Origin of the sequence: Blautia sp. JLR.GB0024, from assembly GCF_037000545.1 — a bacterium.
Classification (GTDB): Bacteria; Bacillota; Clostridia; order Lachnospirales; family Lachnospiraceae; genus Blautia; species Blautia celeris.
This window is the reverse complement of the sequence record NZ_JBANBF010000005.1, coordinates 296809-317380: the sequence shown is the minus strand read 5'-3', so window position 1 is coordinate 317380 and position 20572 is coordinate 296809. Positions and strand designations below refer to the sequence as shown.

The following is a 20572-nucleotide window of genomic DNA, read 5'->3' as shown; positions in this document are numbered from 1 at the left end:
ATCAACAGACAGGAACCTATTTAAAAAATATAATGATTAACTTCAGGAGGTAATTGATTATGGGTCAGCCACTTGTTTTTCCACACGGAGTCACTGCTTACAATCCGGAGAAATGCTGGAGCGGATATACGATCGTTCCGCTTATCAACGACGGCGTTCTGCTGTTCGACATGAACGGAAATGAGATCAGACGCTGGAATATGCATGCCATGCCGCCGAAACTTCTTCCGGGCGGGTATGTGATGGGTCTGTCAGGATACCGTCATCCTGATTACGGTATGCAGGACGGTGTCAACCTGATCGAGATCGACTATGACGGAAATATTGTCTGGGAATTTGACCACTTTGAGAACATTGATGACCCGGGCAGGGACCATCGCTGGATGGCGCGTCAGCACCATGACTATCAGAGGGAGGGAAATCCCGTCGGATACTATGTTCCGGGTATGGATGCAAAGCCCCTGGAAGGCAACACACTGATCCTGGTACACCAGACGATCAGAAACCCGAAGATATCCGATAAAAAGCTTCTGGATGATGCCATGATCGAAGTGGACTGGGAGGGCAACATCCTCTGGAAATGGTCCATCAGTGAACACTTTGACGAACTGGGATTTGACGAGGCCGCCAAAAACGCACTGTTCAGAGATCCGAACATGCGCTCCTCAGACGGCGGTGTAGGCGACTATCTTCATGTAAACTGCATGAGCTACCTTGGCCCGAACAAATGGTATGACCAGGGTGATATGCGGTTCAAACCGGAAAATATTATTTTTGACTGCAGGGAGGCCAATATTCTGGCTATCCTTGATAAAGAGACAGGAAAGATTGTATGGCGCATCGGACCTGACTTCAATGCCACCCCGGAACTGAAAAAGCTGGGCTGGATCATCGGCCAGCATCATTTTCATATGATTCCGAAAGGGCTGCCGGGTGAAGGCAATCTGATGGTATTTGACAACGGCGGCTGGGGCGGCTACGGGGTTCCCAATCCATCTGCTCCTATCGGTGTTAAGAACGCTCTGCGCGATTACAGCCGTGTGCTGGAGTTTAACCCGGTAACCCTGGAGGTTGTCTGGAAGCTGACACCAAAGGAACTGGGCCATGCGGTTCCCACCGACGCCAGCAAATTCTACAGCCCCTATGTCAGCAGCGCACAGCGCCTGCCAAATGGAAATACCATGGTTACGGAAGGCTCAGACGGCCGTGTCATTGAAGTGACACCGGATCATGAGATCGTGTGGGAATGGATTTCACCGTATTATACACACAATGAAAAAGGACCGAAGAACAATATGATCTACCGCGCGTACCGTTATCCGTACAGCTATGTGCCGCAGGAGCCGGTTCCCACGGAGGTTCCCATCGCACCCATTGACAATGTGACATACCGGGTACCGGGTGCCGGAGCGTTTGGGGCAAAAAAAGTCATTGATATTGAAGGAACTTTGCCGTATTATCAAGATGTGGCACTTTGTGTGGCCACAGACGACGAAGAAGATGTGACACAGAGGGAGAAAGTCTTTGAGGTGAACAAAGATTTCTTCAAACCGGTGACCATGTCGAGCTGGAATGACGATGTCCTTAAAGTAGAAGGAAAACCCGTGCTTGTGCTCTTCGGTGCAGAGCGCTGTGTACACTGCAAGGCACTTCATCCTGTTCTGGAGGAAGCCCTCACAGAAGAGTATGAGGGAATGTACGAGGTGCGCTATGTGGATGTGGATTCCAACCAGGATCTGCTGGATGCGTGCCATATCGGAGGAATTCCCGTCGTTGTGATCTACAAAAACGGGGAAGAGGTCCAGAGATTTAATGGCGAGAAGGATTATGATGATTTGTGTGATATTTTGGACAGACCATTGGAATAAGCAGAATAAGACGCAGGGAGGAGCTGTTTTGACAGCCCCTCTTTGCGTTTCTTTTTTTGCGGGGAATGTTGGGAGGGGTATAAATGCATAGTTTTTTTGAAGATCCGAAGATAAGCTGTCCGGTACCCTTTGCAGATCTCTGTGTGGGAAGCTGCATTTACCGGCCGTATATGAACCGTAAGACATATCAGAGGTCAGAGATCATATATCCTCAGGGCAGTAAGATCAACTCTTTTGGGATTGTGCTGGACGGCATTCTGAAGGCAGTAAGCCATACTGTCAATGGGGATGAGCTCTGCAACGCTTACTTTGAAAAGAATGATATTTTCCCGGAGCTTCTCTACTTTTCCGGTAAAAGGTATTACACCTATACCCTGGTGGCTGCCAAAAAATCCACGGTGGCCTGGATTCCCGTGGAGATTCTGGAGGAGATGCTGGAGCGTGATAATTTGCTGATGTATTCCCTTTTACTCTATATATCACAGCGGGGGCTGAAAGACCAGCTTTATCTCAACTGTCTCAATTACCAGACAATCCGTGAGAGAATTGCCTACTGGATCGTGGGAATGAATGATATTGTGGCGGGGGCGGCCATTCCCATGCCGGTTTCTCAGTCTGTAATGGCTAATATGCTCCATGTGAGCCGGTCGTCACTGAACCAGGAATTAAAACTGATGGAAAAAGAGGGATTTTTCAGCATACAGGGTCAGGAAATGCATATCAAAGATGTGGAAAGGCTGCAGGAAATGCTGTGAAATTCGACAGAATATATAAGACAATTGTTCCCCAAAAGCGGGAAAATATTTTAACAAAAAATGGTTGACAGGCTTGACAGGGTGTGTTATAGTGAGAAATGCACTATTATGGCAAGTTATGCCTGTCGTTCTATTTATGATTGAAATTAACCTTATTAAAGGAAACTTTCGGTCAGGGGGCTCAGGTATAAGCATAATAAAATTAAAACATACAAGGGGTGAAACGTCAATGGAGAAAAATAGAATCCGTCCCATTACAACCGGTAAGAGCATGAGAATGACCTACCAGCGCCAGAAAGAGGTACTGGAAATGCCGAACCTCATTGAAGTACAGAAAGACTCTTACCAGTGGTTTCTGGACGAAGGTCTAAAAGAAGTTTTTGAAGATATCTCTCCAATCGCCGACTACAGCGGTAAATTGAGCTTGGAATTTGTTGACTTTACTTTGTGTGAAGATGAGGTAAAATACTCCATCGAAGAATGCAAGGAGAGGGATGCTACTTTTGCAGCTCCTCTGAAAGTAAGGGTAAAATTATACAACAGAGAGAATGACGAAATCAGTGAACATGAAATATTCATGGGTGATCTGCCGTTAATGACTGCAACCGGTACCTTCGTAATCAACGGCGCTGAACGAGTTATTGTCAGCCAGCTTGTACGTTCTCCGGGTATTTACTACGCTATCGCTCACGACAAACTGGGCAAAACCCTTTATTCCTGTACCGTTATCCCGAACAGGGGTGCATGGCTGGAATATGAGACCGACTCCAATGACGTATTCTATGTACGTGTAGACAGAACTAGAAAAGTCCCTATTACAGTTTTGATTCGTGCTTTAGGTATCGGCACGAATGCAGAAATTATAGAGTTATTCGGTGAAGAACCGAAGATTTTAGCCAGCTTTACAAAAGACACTGCTGAGAGTTATCAGGAAGGTCTGCTGGAGTTATACAAGAAAATCCGTCCGGGTGAGCCGCTGGCTGTGGAAAGCGCAGAGAGCCTGATCACCAGCATGTTCTTTGACCCAAGACGCTACGACCTGGCAAAAGTAGGCCGTTACAAATTCAACAAAAAGTTACTGCTGAGAAACCGTATCTCAGGCCATATGCTGGCTGAGGAGGTTGTGGACACCACAACAGGTGAGATCATCGCAGAGGCCGGCACAGTTGTAACAAAAGAACTGGCTGACCAGATCCAGAACGCGGCAGTTCCTTATGTATGGATTCAGGGTGAGGAGCGCAACATCAAAGTCCTTTCAAGCATGATGGTGGATATCACCAACTATGTGGACATTGATCCTTCTTCTGTGGGAGTGACAGAACTTGTTTACTATCCAGTTCTGGCTAAGATTCTGGAAGAGAATGAGGATATTGAGGATATCAAGGACGCAATCCGCCGTGAGATCCATGAGCTGATTCCAAAGCACATTACAAAAGAAGATATCCTTGCTTCTATTAACTATAACATGCATCTGGAGTATGGTCTGGGCAATGATGACGATATCGACCATCTGGGCAACAGACGTATCCGTGCAGTGGGTGAATTGCTGCAGAACCAGTACAGGATCGGTCTTTCCAGACTGGAGCGTGTGGTTCGCGAGAGAATGACAACACAGGATATGGAAGGTATCTCTCCCCAGTCCCTGATCAATATCAAACCGGTTACAGCAGCCGTGAAGGAATTCTTCGGTTCCTCCCAGCTGTCACAGTTCATGGACCAGAACAACCCGCTGGGTGAGCTGACCCATAAGAGACGTCTTTCCGCACTGGGCCCCGGCGGTCTGTCACGAGACCGTGCAGGTTTCGAGGTTCGAGATGTACATTATTCCCACTACGGAAGAATGTGCCCCATCGAGACTCCTGAGGGTCCTAACATCGGTCTGATCAACTCCCTGGCATCCTATGCCAGGATCAACCAGTACGGTTTTGTGGAAGCGCCGTACCGTAAGATTGACAAATCAGATCCGAAGAATCCGCGGGTTACAGATGAAGTTGTCTATATGACAGCAGATGAAGAGGATAATTATCATGTGGCACAGGCCAATGAGCCGCTGGACGAGGAAGGGCACTTTATCCATAAAAACGTTTCCGGACGTTATCTGGATGAAACACAGGAGTATGAACGTAATATGTTTGACTACATGGACGTGTCTCCTAAGATGGTGTTCTCTGTAGCTACGGCCCTGATTCCCTTCCTGCAGAATGACGATGCCAACCGTGCGCTGATGGGATCCAACATGCAGCGTCAGGCTGTGCCTCTTCTCACCACGGAGGCTCCTGTTGTAGGAACCGGTATGGAAGTGAAGGCAGCCGTTGACTCCGGCGTCTGCGTAGTGGCGAAAAAAGCCGGTACCATAGAGTGCGCAGCGTCAAAAGAGATCGTTATGCGCAATGATGACGGTACAAAAGATACTTACCGCCTGACCAAGTTCATGAGAAGTAACCAGAGCAACTGCTACAACCAGAGGCCTATCGTGACCAAAGGCGAGCATGTGGAAGCAGGCCAGGTGATCGCTGACGGTCCGTCCACCTCAAACGGTGAGCTGGCGCTGGGCAAGAACCCGCTGATCGGCTTCATGACCTGGGAAGGCTACAATTACGAGGATGCCGTCCTGTTAAGTGAAAGACTGGTACAGGATGATGTCTATACTTCTGTCCATATTGAAGAATATGAGGCGGAAGCCAGAGATACAAAGTTAGGGCCGGAAGAGATCACACGTGATGTTCCGGGTGTTGGTGATGATGCGTTAAAAGACCTGGACGAGCGCGGTATTATCCGTATCGGTGCTGAAGTCCGCGCAGGTGATATCCTGGTCGGCAAAGTAACTCCCAAGGGAGAGACGGAGCTGACTGCAGAGGAGAGACTGCTCCGTGCTATTTTCGGTGAGAAGGCCCGTGAAGTGCGTGACACTTCCCTGAAGGTTCCTCACGGTGAGTACGGTATCGTTGTGGACGCAAAAGTATTTACGAGAGAGAACGGCGATGAGCTGTCTCCGGGCGTAAATCAGGCAGTCCGTATCTATATTGCCCAGAAGAGAAAAATCTCTGTTGGTGACAAGATGGCCGGCCGTCATGGTAACAAGGGTGTTGTTTCCCGTGTGCTTCCTGTTGAGGATATGCCGTTCCTTCCGAACGGACGTGCACTGGACATCGTACTGAACCCTCTGGGCGTGCCTTCCCGTATGAATATTGGACAGGTGCTGGAGATTCATCTGAGTCTTGCGGCAAAAGCCCTTGGATTCAACATTGCCACACCGGTATTTGACGGTGCCAACGAGAATGATATCCAGGATACTCTGGATCTTGCAAATGATTATGTGAACATGGAATGGGAAGACTTTGAGGCGAAGCATAAAGATACGCTGCGTCCGGAAGTTTTACAGTTCCTTTACGATAACAGAGCTCACAGAGAACTGTGGAAAGGCGTGCCGATCTCCCGTGACGGTAAAGTAAGGCTCCGTGACGGACGTACAGGTGAATATTTTGACAGCCCTGTAACCATCGGACACATGCACTACCTGAAGCTGCATCATCTGGTAGATGATAAGATCCACGCACGTTCCACAGGCCCATACTCCCTGGTAACACAGCAGCCTCTGGGTGGTAAAGCTCAGTTCGGCGGCCAGCGTTTCGGAGAGATGGAGGTTTGGGCACTGGAGGCATATGGTGCTTCCTACACACTGCAGGAGATCCTGACAGTGAAATCCGATGATGTGATCGGACGTGTAAAAACTTATGAAGCGATTATCAAGGGCGACAATATTCCGGAGCCTGGTATTCCGGAGTCCTTCAAGGTGCTTTTGAAGGAGCTGCAGTCCTTGGGTCTGGATGTCAGAGTCCTCAGAGAAGACATGACAGAAGTGGAAATCATGGAGAATATCGACTATGGCGAGACAGATATGCGCTCCATCATTGAAGGTGATTCCAAACACCGCGGCGAAGAAGATTACGGAGACTACGGATTCTCAAAACAGGAATTCGAGGGTGAAGAATTAGTAGACGTGGAGGATGAGCCGGAAGAGGATGAAGAAGCATTCTTGAGCTTAGATGATGATACTCTTGTCGAGGAGTAAGGAAAGGAGTCCACAATGCCAGAAACAGCAAATAAAGAGGCATATCAGCCAATGACCTTTGATGCCATCAAAATCGGATTGGCGTCCCCGGAGAAAATCCGGGACTGGTCCAGAGGCGAGGTTAAAAAACCGGAAACCATTAACTATAGAACCCTGAAACCGGAAAAAGACGGCCTGTTCTGCGAGAGGATTTTCGGACCGAGCAAGGACTGGGAATGTCACTGCGGTAAATACAAGAAGATCCGTTATAAAGGCGTTGTCTGCGACCGATGCGGCGTTGAAGTAACAAAAGCCAGTGTCCGCAGGGAGCGTATGGGCCATATTGAACTGGCAGCACCGGTCTCCCACATCTGGTACTTCAAGGGTATCCCGTCCAGAATGGGACTGATCCTGGATCTTTCCCCAAGGTCCCTGGAGAAAGTTCTGTACTTTGCCAACTATATTGTTCTGGATGCAGGCACCACGGAGCTGCAGTACAAACAGGTACTGACAGAGAAAGAGTTCCAGGATGCCAGAGAAAAATACGGCGACGGCGCGTTCCGCGTAGGAATGGGCGCGGAGTCCATTATGGAACTGCTGGAAGCCATTGACCTGGAAAGAGAATCCAAGGAGCTGAAAGCCGGCCTCAAGGATTCCACAGGACAGAAGCGTGCTCGTATTGTAAAACGTCTTGAGGTTGTGGAAGCCTTCCGTGAATCCGGAAACCGTCCGGAGTGGATGATCATGACAGTGGTACCTGTCATTCCGCCGGACCTTCGTCCTATGGTTCAGTTAGACGGCGGACGTTTCGCAACATCTGACTTAAATGATTTATATAGAAGGATCATCAACAGAAATAACCGTCTGAAGAGACTGCTTGAACTGGGCGCTCCTGATATCATTGTCCGCAATGAAAAGAGAATGCTTCAGGAAGCTGTCGATGCCCTGATCGACAACGGACGCCGCGGCCGTCCGGTCACAGGACCGGGTAACCGTGCACTGAAATCCCTTTCCGATATGCTGAAAGGTAAATCAGGACGTTTCCGTCAGAACCTTCTGGGTAAACGAGTTGACTACTCAGGCCGTTCCGTTATCGTGGTTGGACCTGAACTGAAGATTTTCCAGTGCGGTCTGCCGAAAGAGATGGCAATTGAGCTGTTCAAGCCCTTCGTTATGAAAGAGCTGGTAAGCAACGGTACTGCTCACAACATTAAGAATGCCAAGAAGATGGTGGAGAAGCTGGAACCGGAAGTATGGGATGTACTGGAAGATGTCATCAAAGAGCATCCGGTCATGTTAAACCGTGCTCCTACCCTGCATCGTCTGGGTATCCAGGCATTTGAGCCTATTCTGGTTGAGGGTAAAGCGATCAAGCTGCATCCCCTTGTATGTACCGCGTTCAACGCCGACTTCGATGGTGACCAGATGGCGGTTCATCTTCCTCTGTCCGTTGAGGCGCAGGCAGAGTGCCGTTTCCTGCTTCTGTCTCCGAACAACCTGCTGAAACCGTCTGACGGTGGTCCGGTGGCTGTTCCTTCACAGGATATGGTTCTCGGTATCTACTATCTGACACAGGAGAGACCGGGCGTTAAGGGTGAAGGCAAGTATTTCAAGAGTGTAAACGAAGCCATTCTGGCTTATGAGAACGGATATATCACACTGCAGACCAGAATCCATGTACTCTGCAGCAAGACTCAGCCGGATGGCACAGTATTGGAAGACATTGTGGATTCCACACTGGGACGTTTCCTGTTCAATGAGATCATTCCGCAGGATTTAGGTTTTGTGGACCGTTCCGTTCCGGGCAATGAGCTGAAGCTGGAGGTTGACTTCCTGGTAGGCAAGAAACAGCTCAAACAGATTCTGGAGAAAGTAATCAATACCCATGGCGCTACCAGAACCGCAGAGGTGCTGGATAAGATCAAAGCCACAGGATACAAATACTCAACCAGAGCTGCCATGACCGTATCTATCTCCGACATGACTGTGCCGCCTCAGAAACCTGAGATGATCCAGAAGGCACAGGATACGGTTGACCTTATCACCAAGAACTTCAAACGTGGTCTTATCACGGAAGAAGAGAGATATAAAGAAGTCGTTGAGACATGGAAGAAGACTGACGATGAGCTTACCAAAGCCCTGCTGACAGGACTTGATAAGTACAACAACATCTTCATGATGGCTGACTCCGGTGCCCGTGGTTCCGATAAGCAGATCAAACAGCTTGCCGGTATGCGTGGTCTGATGGCCGATACAACAGGTCACACCATCGAGCTGCCCATCAAGTCCAATTTCCGTGAAGGTCTGGACGTACTGGAATACTTCATGTCCGCCCATGGTGCTCGTAAAGGTCTGTCCGATACAGCTCTGCGTACCGCTGACTCCGGTTACCTGACAAGACGTCTGGTTGACGTTTCCCAGGATCTGATCGTCCGTCAGGTGGACTGCTGTGAAGACAAAGGCGAGATTCCGGGTATGTGGGTGAAAGCCTTCATGGACGGAAGGGAAGAGATTGAAAGCCTTCAGGAGCGTATTACAGGACGTTTCTCCTGCGAGACCATCAAGAACGCCAAAGGCGAAGTGATCGTCAAAGCAAACCATATGATTACTCCGAAACGTGCCGCACGTGTGGTAAAAGAAGGGGTAAAAGAGAATGGGAAACCATATGATTCCGTTAAGATCCGTACGATCCTCACATGTAAATGCCACATCGGTGTCTGCGCCAAGTGTTATGGTGCCAACATGGCAACCGGTGAACCGGTACAGGTGGGTGAGTCCGTAGGTATCATTGCAGCCCAGTCTATCGGTGAACCAGGTACACAGCTTACCATGCGTACCTTCCATACTGGTGGTGTTGCCGGCGGCGATATCACACAGGGTCTTCCCCGTGTGGAGGAGCTTTTTGAGGCAAGGAAGCCGAAAGGTCTTGCCATCATCACAGAGATCAAAGGTGTCGCCACACTGAAGGATACAAAGAAGAAACGTGAGATCATCGTCACAGACAATGAGGACGGCAACTCCAAGACTTACCTGATCCCTTACGGTTCCCGTATCAAGGTTCAGGACGGACAGTATCTGGAGGCCGGTGATGAGCTGACAGAAGGTAGTGTCAATCCTCATGACATTCTGAAGATCAAGGGCGTCCGCGCTGTTCAGGATTATATGATCCAGGAAGTACAGCGTGTATACCGTCTGCAGGGTGTTGAGATCAACGATAAGCATATTGAAGTTATTGTCCGCCAGATGCTGAAGAAGATCCGCATCGAGGACAACGGAGATACAGAATTCCTGCCGGGAACCCTGGTTGACGTTCTGGACTATGAGGAAGAGAACGAGAGACTGATCAAAGAGGGCAAAGAGCCGGCAGATGGAAAACAGGTTATGCTTGGTATCACCAAGGCATCCCTGGCGACCAACTCCTTCCTGTCCGCAGCTTCCTTCCAGGAGACCACAAAGGTTCTGACAGAAGCTGCCATCAAGGGCAAGATCGACCCGCTGATCGGTCTGAAGGAGAACGTAATCATCGGTAAACTGATTCCTGCAGGAACAGGCATGAAGTGCTACTCCAACATTAAGCTGGATACAGATCTGGCTGAGGATGAAGAGGAGTACGAGGATGAACTTGAACTTGCTGAAGCCCTGGAAGAACTTCCGGCGGAGGATGAAGAGGAAGCTGTTCAGCTGACAGATGAGGTTGATGAGGTGGAACTTTCCGAGGAGGAAGAGGAAGCCGAACTGACAGAAGAATAATGCTATAACATACAAAAGACCGCTTTTCCGGAAAATGACCGGAGGAGCGGTTTTGTATATTCAGGTTATGCAGTCTTTTAAAGGAGGACAAGTATGAACAAAAAAAGAAAGTCACCTTTATGGATGCTGGTTCCCATGGGAGTCATCATCGTCGTTTTATCCATTGTCTTGATCGTCATTACCTTAAAGTCAGGAAACCAGAGAACAGAGACAGCATCTGCCTCCCATACCCAAAGCGGGGAAAAGGAGGAAGAGCCTGTAAACGCGGCAGATACGGTACAGGAGAACCCCAAAGAGACGGATACAGGGCCGTCCCAGGTCTATGTATCACCTGATATTTCCCGTGAGGTTAAGGATAAAGTGAAGAGCATGAGCCTTGAGGAGAAGGCAGCGCAGCTTTTCTTTGTCACACCTGAGGACATCACCCAGGTGGATGCGGCTACCGTTGCCGGTGAGGATACAAAGAAAGCCTATGAGCAGTACCCTGTGGGCGGGATCGTATATTTTTCCCGTAATATCCAGGGACCGGATCAGTTGAAGGAAATGCTGTCAAAGACCCAGAGCTACGCGGAGGAGATTGCGGGGGTTCCGGTATTTCTGGGGGTGGATGAGGAGGGCGGAGAAGTGTCCCGGGTAGCGGGAAACAAAAATTTCTCTGTCACCAGATATGAGAGTATGCGGGCCATAGGGGACAGTAAGGATACTTCCCGGGCCTATGATGTGGGAAAAAACTTAGCATCCTATTTGAAAGAATTAGGATTTAATATAGATTTTGCTCCTGATGCGGATGTAATTACCAATTCTGGCAATACTGTTATAGGGAACCGTTCCTTTGGGGAAGACCCCCGTCTGGTTGGTGCTATGGCGTCACAGGTGGTTAAGGGGCTGCAGGACAATGGAGTCTCCGCCTGCCTGAAGCATTTTCCGGGGCATGGGGGCACTGTGGAGGACAGCCATGAAGGGCGGGCTTACACGGACAAGACCCTGGAGGAGATGGAGGCAGAAGAACTGGTTCCTTTTCAGGAAGGAATCAAGGCAGAGCCTGATTTCATCATGGCAGGGCATATCTCCATACCGAAATCCCTGGGGGATGATACGCCCGCGTCACTCTCAGAGCAGGTTCTGACAGGACTTCTCAGGGACAAGTACGGATATGACGGCCTTATTATCACGGATGCCCTGAATATGAAGGCGGTATCCGGGGTGTACAGTCCGGCTGAAGCTTCTGTGAAAGCGCTTCTGGCCGGTGCGGACATGCTTCTGATGCCGGATGATTTCAGGGCCGCCTACCATGGTGTGCTGGATGCCGTGGAGGAGGGAGATTTGAGCGAAGCGAGAATCGACGCCTCTGTGGAGCGCATTCTGCGTTTGAAAATGAAGAAATACCCGTAAAATTGTATTTTTTTGAAAAATTTCCTTGACAGCACGATTTTCCATGGATATAATGAGAGAGCGTGCATGGAGACGCAGTTTTTTTGCGCGTAAAATCATTTATTCATGATAATGAATAACTGGCAGCCACTCATTTCTTCTATAATAATATAGAAGAGAAATAATACAGGAGGTGAAATGGAATGCCAACATTCAATCAGTTAGTAAGAAAAGGACGTCAGACTTCCGTAAAGAAGTCCACAGCTCCGGCGCTTCAGAAGAGTTTTAACTCTTTACAGAAGAAGACCACAGATATGTCTTCTCCGCAGAAGAGGGGTGTGTGTACAGCGGTTAAAACTGCTACACCGAAAAAGCCTAACTCTGCTCTTAGAAAAATCGCCAGAGTTCGTCTTTCCAACGGAATCGAGGTAACAAGCTACATTCCAGGTGAAGGACATAACCTTCAGGAACATAGTGTTGTTCTTATCCGTGGCGGCAGGGTAAAAGACTTACCAGGTACAAGATACCACATCATCCGTGGTACACTTGATACAGCAGGCGTTGCTAACAGACGTCAGGCCCGTTCTAAATACGGCGCTAAGAGACCGAAAAAATAATTAATTAGAATCATTTGAAGTCACAGATATAACTATTAAGACTGATTTTGTACCGGGATTCCATAGACCCAGGTTGTGGCTGCGGGTTTCTATATAGGATTTACCGAGTACGGACATACAAAATAGTTGTGTGAGTACCGATGATCTAATCGTTAAGGGCAATGACCGTTGTCCGAATTTTGATAATGATTAAGGAGGGAAGTAACGTGCCACGTAAAGGACATACTCAAAAAAGAGACGTTTTAGCAGATCCGTTATACGGAAATAAAGTGGTTACCAAACTTGTCAATAACATTATGTTAGATGGTAAGAAGGGTGTAGCTCAGAAGATCGTATACGGTGCGTTCGCTAAAATGGAGGAAAAGGCCGGCAAACCGGCAATCGAAGTTTTTGAAGAAGCAATGAACAACATCATGCCGGTTCTGGAAGTAAAAGCCAGACGTATCGGTGGTGCTACCTATCAGGTGCCGATCGAGGTTAGACCGGAAAGACGTCAGGCATTAGCTCTTCGTTGGTTAACTCTGTATTCTCGTAAAAGAGGAGAGAAGACAATGGAGGACAGACTGGCTAATGAGTTATTAGATGCTATGAATAACACAGGTGCATCTGTTAAGAAGAAAGAAGACATGCATAAGATGGCTGAGGCAAATAAAGCATTTGCTCACTATCGATTCTAGAGGAGGAAAATCCATTGGCTGGAAGAGAATATCCGTTAGATAGAACCAGAAACATTGGTATTATGGCTCACATCGATGCCGGTAAGACCACTCTTACAGAGCGTATCTTATACTATACTGGTGTTAATTATAAAATTGGTGATACTCACGAAGGAACTGCTACCATGGACTGGATGGAGCAGGAACAGGAGAGAGGTATCACAATTACTTCCGCCGCTACCACCTGTCACTGGACTTTACAGGAAAACTGTAAAAGCAAACCGGGCGCACTGGAACATCGTATCAATATCATCGATACCCCAGGTCACGTTGACTTTACCGTAGAGGTAGAGCGTTCCTTACGTGTACTTGACGGTGCTGTTGGTGTATTCTGTGCAAAAGGCGGCGTTGAGCCTCAGTCTGAAAATGTATGGCGTCAGGCAGATACCTACAATGTACCACGTATGGCATTCATCAATAAGATGGATATCCTGGGTGCAGATTTCTATGGTGCCGTAGAACAGATTAAGACTCGTTTAGGTAAAAATGCAATTTGTCTTCAGCTCCCAATCGGTAAAGAGGATGAATTCAAAGGAATCATCGACCTGTTTGAAATGAAAGCCTACATCTACAATGATGAAAAAGGCGAGGACATTTCCATCACAGATATCCCGGAGGATATGGCTGATGACGCAGAACTGTATCACACAGAGTTAGTTGAGAAGATCTGCGAGTTAGATGATGACTTAATGATGGAATATTTGGAAGGTGAAGAACCTTCTGTTGAAGCTCTGAAAGCAGCCCTGAGAAAAGGAACCTGCGAATGTGCAGCCATTCCTGTATGCTGTGGTACTGCTTACAGAAACAAAGGTGTTCAGAAATTACTGGATGCCATTCTGGAATATATGCCTGCTCCTACAGATATCCCGGCTATCAAAGGTCAGGATATGGACGGAAACGAAGTTGAGAAGCATTCTTCTGACGACGAACCGTTCGCAGCACTGGCATTCAAGATCATGACTGACCCGTTCGTTGGTAAGCTGGCATTCTTCAGAGTTTACTCCGGTACCATGAACTCCGGTTCTTATGTGCTGAATGCAACAAAAGGCAAAAAAGAGCGTGTTGGACGTATCCTGCAGATGCATGCTAACAAGAGACAGGAACTGGATAAGGTTTACGCCGGCGATATCGCTGCTGCCATCGGATTCAAATTCACCACAACAGGTGATACAATCTGTGATGACCAGCATCCGGTAATCCTGGAATCCATGGAGTTCCCGGAACCTGTTATCGAGCTGGCTATTGAGCCTAAGACAAAAGCAGGACAGGGCAAACTGGGTGAGGCTCTGGCAAAACTTGCCGAAGAAGACCCGACCTTCCGTGCGCATACAGATAAAGAAACAGGTCAGACAATCATCGCCGGTATGGGTGAGCTGCATCTGGAGATCATCGTTGACCGTCTGCTTCGTGAATTCAAGGTAGAAGCTAACGTTGGTGCTCCTCAGGTTGCTTACAAAGAGACCTTTACCAAGAACGCTGATGTTGACAGCAAGTACGCAAAACAGTCCGGTGGTCGTGGACAGTACGGTCACTGTAAAGTTAAATTCGAGCCTATGGATGCCAACGGTGAAGAACTGTTCAAGTTTGAATCCACAGTTGTTGGTGGCGCTATTCCTAAGGAATACATCCCGGCTGTCGGCGAAGGTATCGAGGAAGCTATGAAGGCTGGTATCCTGGGAGGATTCCCGGTTGTTGGTATCCACGCAAACGTATATGATGGTTCTTACCATGAGGTCGACTCCTCCGAGATGGCATTCCACATTGCAGGTTCTCTTGCATTCAAGGAAGCTATGGCGAAGGCAGCACCGGTTCTCCTGGAGCCTATCATGCGTGTAGAGGTTACTACTCCGGAAGACTACATGGGTGATGTTATCGGTGATATCAACTCCCGTCGTGGACGTATCGAGGGTATGGATGATATCGGCGGAGGCAAGATGATCCGCGGATTCGTTCCTCTGGCTGAGATGTTCGGTTACGCAACAGACCTGCGTTCCAGAACACAGGGCCGTGGTAACTACTCCATGTTCTTCGAGAAATACGAGCCGGTTCCGAAATCCGTACAGGAAAAAGTACTTTCAGTAAAAACAGGAAAATAATAATTAAAAACTTGCAAATATCCTTGATTTGCAATATAATCAAGGATAGCAGGTTGAATATATTGATATTCCAACCGCCTCGTTATGAGGCAACAAAAAAATAATAAAATTGCCCAGACGGGGCGCATGTGAATAAGGAGGAAATTCAAAATGGCAAAAGCTAAATTTGAAAGAAGCAAACCGCATTGTAACATTGGTACCATCGGACACGTTGACCATGGTAAAACAACTCTGACAGCTGCTATCACAAAAACTCTTTCTGAGAGAGTTGCAGGTAACGCAGCAGTAGATTTCGCTAATATCGATAAAGCTCCGGAGGAGAGAGAACGTGGTATCACAATCTCTACTGCTCACGTTGAATATGAAACAGAAAACAGACATTACGCACACGTTGACTGCCCAGGCCATGCTGACTACGTTAAAAACATGATCACTGGTGCTGCTCAGATGGATGGCGCTATCCTGGTTGTTGCTGCAACTGATGGTGTTATGGCTCAGACAAAAGAGCATATCCTTCTGTCCCGTCAGGTAGGCGTTCCTTACATCGTTGTATTCATGAACAAATGTGATATGGTTGACGATGAAGAGCTGCTTGAGCTGGTTGACATGGAGATCCGTGAGCTGTTAAGCGAGTATGACTTCCCGGGCGATGACACACCGATCATCCAGGGTTCTGCTCTGAAAGCTCTGGAAGATCCCAGCAGCGAGTGGGGCGACAAGATCATGGAACTGATGGCTGCAGTTGACAGCTGGATTCCGGATCCTCAGCGTGACACAGACAAACCGTTCATCATGCCTGTAGAGGACGTATTCTCTATCACAGGTCGTGGTACAGTTGCTACCGGTAGAGTAGAGGCTGGTGTTCTTCACGTATCTGAAGAAGTTGAGATCGTTGGTCTGAAAGAAGAGACACGTAAAGTAGTTGTAACAGGTATCGAGATGTTCCGTAAACTGTTAGACGAGGCTCAGGCTGGTGATAACATCGGTGCACTGCTTCGTGGTGTTCAGAGAAACGAGATCGAAAGAGGACAGGTTCTGGCTAAACCAGGTTCCATCACCTGCCATACAAAATTCACAGCTCAGGTTTACGTTCTGACAAAAGACGAGGGTGGCCGTCATACACCGTTCTTCAACAACTATCGTCCGCAGTTCTACTTCAGAACAACAGACGTTACAGGTGTCTGCAACTTACCGGAAGGCACAGAGATGTGCATGCCTGGTGATAACGTAGAGATGACAATCGAGCTGATCCACCCGATCGCTATGAGCCAGGGTCTTACTTTCGCTATCCGTGAAGGTGGACGTACTGTTGGTTCAGGCCGTGTTGCTACAATCATCGAGTAATTAAATCTAAATATAGATTTGTACCGTAGGTACATTGTGTCCAAGCATAAGATGCCCCGGAACCGTAAGGTTTCCGGGGTTTTTCTGTTGTGTAAAAGAATAAAAGATTCGGCACTCAGTGTTTGCAGCAGAGCAGTGTGTGGGCGACAGAACGTAAGGCGTGGTTCTGTTTTGGTTCTATTTTTGATAGCTGATGTGGATTCAGCATGTTTTAATGGCAAATTGTTATTGTTGGACAAGCGGCATTAGTAAGATGATCATATATTCTTGTATACAAAGGAAATTGGATGGGATATAATAAAAATGAAAGGAGGATGTGATATGCCAGATGATGTAAGGAATGTAGTATATAAGTTTTCTTTGCAGTTGAGAAAGCTGTTGGGCAGCAGCTTATCGAAGGTGATTCTTTACGGTTCCTATGCTCGGGGGGATAATCATGATTTTTCCGATGTGGATTTAATGATATTGGTTAAAATGAGTGATTCGGAAATTAAGCGGATTGAAAATGATGTGTATGATATAGCCTTTGAAATAGAAATCGAGACGGGCATAGATATTTCTCCGATAATAAAGAATGAAGCACAGTATGAATATTGGGTGGACACTTTGCCTTTCTACAGAAATGTAAGAGATGAAGGGGTAGTGATAAATGGATAGCAAAGCGGAAGATTTATGCATATACAGGTATCGGACCGCGTTGGAGACTTTAGAAACAGCAAAATTGTGTATGGAAAACCGACATTATAAGGATGCTATTAATCGGGGCTATTATGCTGCATTTTATGCAATAAAGGCAGTATTAGCTTTGGGGGAGGTTGATTTTAAAAGACACAAAGATGCGGTTGCATATTTTAATCAGTATTTTGTGGCTACAGATATTTTTCCTAGAGAGATTGGGAGAAAGCTGGGGCGCCTAAAACGGAAAAGAGAAGCCAGCGATTATGATGATTTCTACATTGCTTCATTAGATGAGACTGCGGAGCAATTACATTCTGCTGAGGACATTGTGGTTAGTGTAAGGATTTATCTGGAGCAGAACAGAGGTATAGTGATATAAGCCGTGGTTCTAATATGGTTCTAAAAAAATTGCGGTGGCACATTATAATTCGTAAAAATAGCGGTAATAGCAGCGATTAGGATAAAAACTGTCCTTAAAGGTCCGCGTTTTGGGTCAGATTAAAATGTGAAGGCGGACGTACTGTTGGTTCAGGCCGTGTTGCTGCAATCATCGAGTAATATAATCTAAATATAGATTCGTATCTATGGTACATTGTGTCCAAGCATAAGATGCCCCGGAACCGTAAGGTTTCCGGGGTTTTTCTGTTGTGTAAAAATATAATATAAGGTTGTAACAAAATAGGAGAATTTGGTACTAACGAGTAGAAGGAGGGGAGGGTAAACGTGCAGTCGATAGAAGAAATATACGAGATGTATTCAAAAAAAGTATTTTTGTTTTTATTGAGTAAGACAAATAATGAACATCTTGCAGAAGAGCTTACGCAGGAGACTTTTTTTCAAGCTGTTCAATGTATTGACCGGTTTAAGGGGAATAGCTCCATATTGACATGGTTGTGTGGAATCGCTAAAAATGTTTGGCTGAAATATGTAAGAAAACATCAGGAGGTTTTATCCATAGAGGATGATATCCTGGAAATAGAAGATAAAAAAGATATAAATGTTCAATGGGAACAAAAAGAGATTTTACAGTTGATACATGATTTGAATGAGCCGGTGCGTGAAGTCATGTATCTGAGGTTGATCAGTAATTTATCTTTTGCTGAAATCGGTGAGATTATCGGCAAAACAGAAAACTGGACAAGGGTCACTTTCTTTAGGGGAAAACAAAAAATTGTAAAGGAGATTTTGAAAGATGAATAAAGAGCTTCCATGTTATATTATTTCGGATCTATTACCGCTGTATCAGGATGATATATTATCGGAACAAACGAAAAAGGATATTGATAGACATTTAAGCCAATGCAAAGATTGTAAAAAAAAGATGGATGATATGAAAATGCAGATAGATGTTCAAACTTCTGATGTTGAATTAAAAAATAATCCTTTAAAAAAAGTTAGATTTTATCAAAAAGCGCTGACGGCTTTGGGGGCAATTATAGCTTTTATTTTGGGTGCATGTTTTCCAATTGCTGTATTAGGGCTTACGGTTCTCGAACGGGGAGAGATAGCCAATTATCAAATTCAAAGAGTAAAAAGTCTTTGGTATGTATTGGCGTCATGGAGTTGTGTTGCGGGGATTATAGTATGTGCAGTTTATTTTTTGCTCATACTGCTTATCAGAAAGATGATCAGAAAGAATACCGCAAAAAAAATGTTTTAAAAGTATCTGCTGATATTTTATCACATAGAGGATCGTATGGTACATTGTGTCCAAGCATAAGATGCCCGTAGAACTTAGGTTCTGCGGGTTTTTCTGTTGAGACTGCAGTAAAAAGACAGTATTTCGTGGAGTACACACTTCATGGATACTATCTTTTTACTTTATAGAAAAAGTACAAATATCAGAAAAAAATCCTAAATTCGTAGAAGCATCGTAAAATATTAAAAAAATCAAATTAATATATTCCTAAAGGGTTTTCAGAAGGACGTGTTAGAATATCAATAGAAATTAAGTAATACGAAGAGGAGAGACAGAAATGAAAGTAAAAAAAGTATTTGCCGTTATGCTTGCCGCATCAATGGCTATGGGAATAACAGCATGTGGAGGCAGCGATAAAACAGAAACTAAAACTGAGACAAAAACAGAAGCAGATTCTGATAAAAAAGAGGATGCGCTGACTATATGGGCATGGGATGAGGCATTTAATATCAAAGCTGCACAGGATGCAAAAGAAATGTATCTAAAAACCAATCCGGATGTGGAAATAGATATTGTAACAATGGCACAGGATGATATTGTAGCAAAGTTAAATACAAGCCTTTCATCATCTTCTTATGAGGGACTTCCTGATATCGTTCTGATAGAAGACTATAAAGCACAGGGATATCTGACATCTTACCAAGATGAATTTGCCGATTTATCTGATATTGTAAATCCGGAGGATTTCGCCAGTTATAAAACGGCTGTAAACCAGGTAGATGGTAAAACTTACGGAGTACCTTTTGACAGTGGTGTGGCTGCAACTTTTTACCGTACAGACTATATTGAACAGGCCGGATATACACAGGAAGATATGCAGAACCTGACATGGGAAAAATACATGGAGATTGGTAAAGCTGTAAAAGAAAAATGCGGGGTTGATATGTGTACACTGGATCCAAGTGATATCGGTCAGATCCGCATGATGATGCAGAGCGCAGGAGCATGGTACACAGGAGAAGACGGAAAGGTGACAATTGCCGGCAATGATGCCCTGAAAGATGCCATTAGCGTATACAAAGCATTAGTTGATTCAGGTTGTACAAAACAGGTTTCTGACTGGGATCAGTTTGTAGGTGCATTTAATAACGGAGATGTTGCCTCTGTTATAACAGGATGCTGGATTGCTCCATCTATCCAGAAAGCAGAGGACCAGAGCGGAAAATGGGCTGTGGCTCAGTTCCCGAAAATGGAAGCCAATGACAAATCTGTGAATGCATCATCTATCGGCGGTGGCGGATGGTATGTACTGAAAAATGTGGGTCATGAGGATGTGGCAAAAGATTTTCTTAAGAATACATTTGCAGGCAGTGCAGAACTGATGAATACACTGGCATCTGACATTACATTGGTAAGTACAATGAACAAGGCGGTTGAGGGTGAAAATTATAAAGCAGGCAGTGAGTTCTTCGGCGGACAGAAAATCTTCGGGGACTTTGCCGAGTGGACAGGAAATGTGCCTTCAGTAAATTATGGTTTAAATACATATGCGATTGAAGACTTAATGACAGAAGCAGTACAGGCCATTGTCGGCGGAGCTGATATAGACAGTACCTTGAAGGATTATCAGGCTCAGGCAGAAGCTGCCACAGCACAATAAAGCAAAAGTAAGAGGGGTGCTGCAGGA

General features: G+C 46.3%; 14 protein-coding genes. All 14 read left to right on the top strand.

From position 1 onward, the window contains the following. Nucleotides 1-59 precede the first annotated feature (59 nt). The 14 genes from V8Q34_RS14480 (at nucleotide 60) to V8Q34_RS14415 (ending at nucleotide 20545) form a co-directional block, all read left to right on the top strand. A complete protein-coding gene (locus tag V8Q34_RS14480; protein WP_335835754.1) occupies nucleotides 60-1868 on the top strand; it encodes an aryl-sulfate sulfotransferase in 1809 nt (602 codons plus the stop codon). A gap of 83 nt (nucleotides 1869-1951) precedes the next feature. Then, the gene (locus tag V8Q34_RS14475) at nucleotides 1952-2623 is read left to right on the top strand and encodes a Crp/Fnr family transcriptional regulator (RefSeq protein WP_335835753.1); all 672 of its coding nucleotides are present in this window, start codon (nucleotides 1952-1954) and stop codon (nucleotides 2621-2623) included. 229 nt (nucleotides 2624-2852) lie between these two features. Continuing rightward, nucleotides 2853-6695 (top strand): DNA-directed RNA polymerase subunit beta, encoded by a 3843-nt coding sequence (gene rpoB, locus V8Q34_RS14470; protein WP_103731424.1) that lies wholly within the window; start codon nucleotides 2853-2855, stop codon nucleotides 6693-6695. 15 nt (nucleotides 6696-6710) lie between these two features. Continuing rightward, nucleotides 6711-10424 carry a DNA-directed RNA polymerase subunit beta' gene (gene rpoC, locus V8Q34_RS14465; protein WP_033139949.1) on the top strand — a complete coding sequence of 1238 codons (3714 nt, stop codon included), beginning with the start codon at nucleotides 6711-6713 and terminating at the stop codon, nucleotides 10422-10424. Nucleotides 10425-10517: 93 nt separating this feature from the next. Then, on the top strand, nucleotides 10518-11816 hold the full coding sequence (locus V8Q34_RS14460; protein WP_244806794.1) for a glycoside hydrolase family 3 protein: 1299 nt from the start codon (nucleotides 10518-10520) through the stop codon (nucleotides 11814-11816). Between the two features lie 182 nt (nucleotides 11817-11998). Next, nucleotides 11999-12412 (top strand): 30S ribosomal protein S12, encoded by a 414-nt coding sequence (gene rpsL, locus V8Q34_RS14455; protein WP_018596937.1) that lies wholly within the window; start codon nucleotides 11999-12001, stop codon nucleotides 12410-12412. A 206-nt stretch (nucleotides 12413-12618) separates the two neighbouring features. Beyond that, nucleotides 12619-13089 carry a 30S ribosomal protein S7 gene (rpsG, locus tag V8Q34_RS14450; protein ID WP_206539809.1) on the top strand — a complete coding sequence of 157 codons (471 nt, stop codon included), beginning with the start codon at nucleotides 12619-12621 and terminating at the stop codon, nucleotides 13087-13089. 14 nt (nucleotides 13090-13103) lie between these two features. Then, the gene (gene fusA, locus V8Q34_RS14445; RefSeq protein WP_033139947.1) at nucleotides 13104-15224 is read left to right on the top strand and encodes an elongation factor G; all 2121 of its coding nucleotides are present in this window, start codon (nucleotides 13104-13106) and stop codon (nucleotides 15222-15224) included. 150 nt (nucleotides 15225-15374) lie between these two features. After that, on the top strand, nucleotides 15375-16568 hold the full coding sequence (gene tuf, locus V8Q34_RS14440; protein ID WP_033139946.1) for an elongation factor Tu: 1194 nt from the start codon (nucleotides 15375-15377) through the stop codon (nucleotides 16566-16568). A gap of 321 nt (nucleotides 16569-16889) precedes the next feature. Further along, on the top strand, nucleotides 16890-17225 hold the full coding sequence (locus V8Q34_RS14435; RefSeq protein WP_033139945.1) for a nucleotidyltransferase domain-containing protein: 336 nt from the start codon (nucleotides 16890-16892) through the stop codon (nucleotides 17223-17225). Then, entirely contained in the window at nucleotides 17218-17625 is a 408-nt protein-coding gene (locus V8Q34_RS14430; RefSeq protein ID WP_033139944.1) for a HEPN domain-containing protein, read from the top strand. The genes V8Q34_RS14435 and V8Q34_RS14430 overlap by 8 nt, the downstream gene beginning before the upstream one ends. Nucleotides 17626-17996: 371 nt before the next feature. After that, nucleotides 17997-18446: an RNA polymerase sigma factor gene (locus tag V8Q34_RS14425; protein ID WP_390425922.1), complete on the top strand. Its 450-nt coding sequence runs from the start codon at nucleotides 17997-17999 to the stop codon at nucleotides 18444-18446. Beyond that, complete coding sequence (locus V8Q34_RS14420) at nucleotides 18439-18906, top strand: zf-HC2 domain-containing protein (protein WP_227246010.1); 468 nt, start codon at nucleotides 18439-18441, stop codon at nucleotides 18904-18906. The genes V8Q34_RS14425 and V8Q34_RS14420 overlap by 8 nt, the downstream gene beginning before the upstream one ends. 316 nt (nucleotides 18907-19222) lie before the next feature. Further along, nucleotides 19223-20545 (top strand): ABC transporter substrate-binding protein, encoded by a 1323-nt coding sequence (locus V8Q34_RS14415; protein ID WP_335835752.1) that lies wholly within the window; start codon nucleotides 19223-19225, stop codon nucleotides 20543-20545. The last annotated feature ends 27 nt before the right edge of the window (nucleotides 20546-20572 follow it).

Bases quoted from the DNA above. Each gene is read 5' to 3' on its own strand.
- V8Q34_RS14480 (WP_335835754.1), top strand. From the start codon at position 60: ATGGGTCAGCCACTTGTTTTTCCACACGGAGTCACTGCTTACAATCCG.
- V8Q34_RS14475 (WP_335835753.1), top strand. From the start codon at position 1,952: ATGCATAGTTTTTTTGAAGATCCGAAGATAAGCTGTCCGGTACCCTTT.
- rpoB (WP_103731424.1), top strand. From the start codon at position 2,853: ATGGAGAAAAATAGAATCCGTCCCATTACAACCGGTAAGAGCATGAGA.
- rpoC (WP_033139949.1), top strand. From the start codon at position 6,711: ATGCCAGAAACAGCAAATAAAGAGGCATATCAGCCAATGACCTTTGAT.
- V8Q34_RS14460 (WP_244806794.1), top strand. From the start codon at position 10,518: ATGAACAAAAAAAGAAAGTCACCTTTATGGATGCTGGTTCCCATGGGA.
- rpsL (WP_018596937.1), top strand. From the start codon at position 11,999: ATGCCAACATTCAATCAGTTAGTAAGAAAAGGACGTCAGACTTCCGTA.
- tuf (WP_033139946.1), top strand. From the start codon at position 15,375: ATGGCAAAAGCTAAATTTGAAAGAAGCAAACCGCATTGTAACATTGGT.
- V8Q34_RS14435 (WP_033139945.1), top strand. From the start codon at position 16,890: ATGCCAGATGATGTAAGGAATGTAGTATATAAGTTTTCTTTGCAGTTG.
- V8Q34_RS14430 (WP_033139944.1), top strand. From the start codon at position 17,218: ATGGATAGCAAAGCGGAAGATTTATGCATATACAGGTATCGGACCGCG.
- V8Q34_RS14425 (WP_390425922.1), top strand. From the start codon at position 17,997: ATGTATTCAAAAAAAGTATTTTTGTTTTTATTGAGTAAGACAAATAAT.
- V8Q34_RS14420 (WP_227246010.1), top strand. From the start codon at position 18,439: ATGAATAAAGAGCTTCCATGTTATATTATTTCGGATCTATTACCGCTG.
- V8Q34_RS14415 (WP_335835752.1), top strand. From the start codon at position 19,223: ATGAAAGTAAAAAAAGTATTTGCCGTTATGCTTGCCGCATCAATGGCT.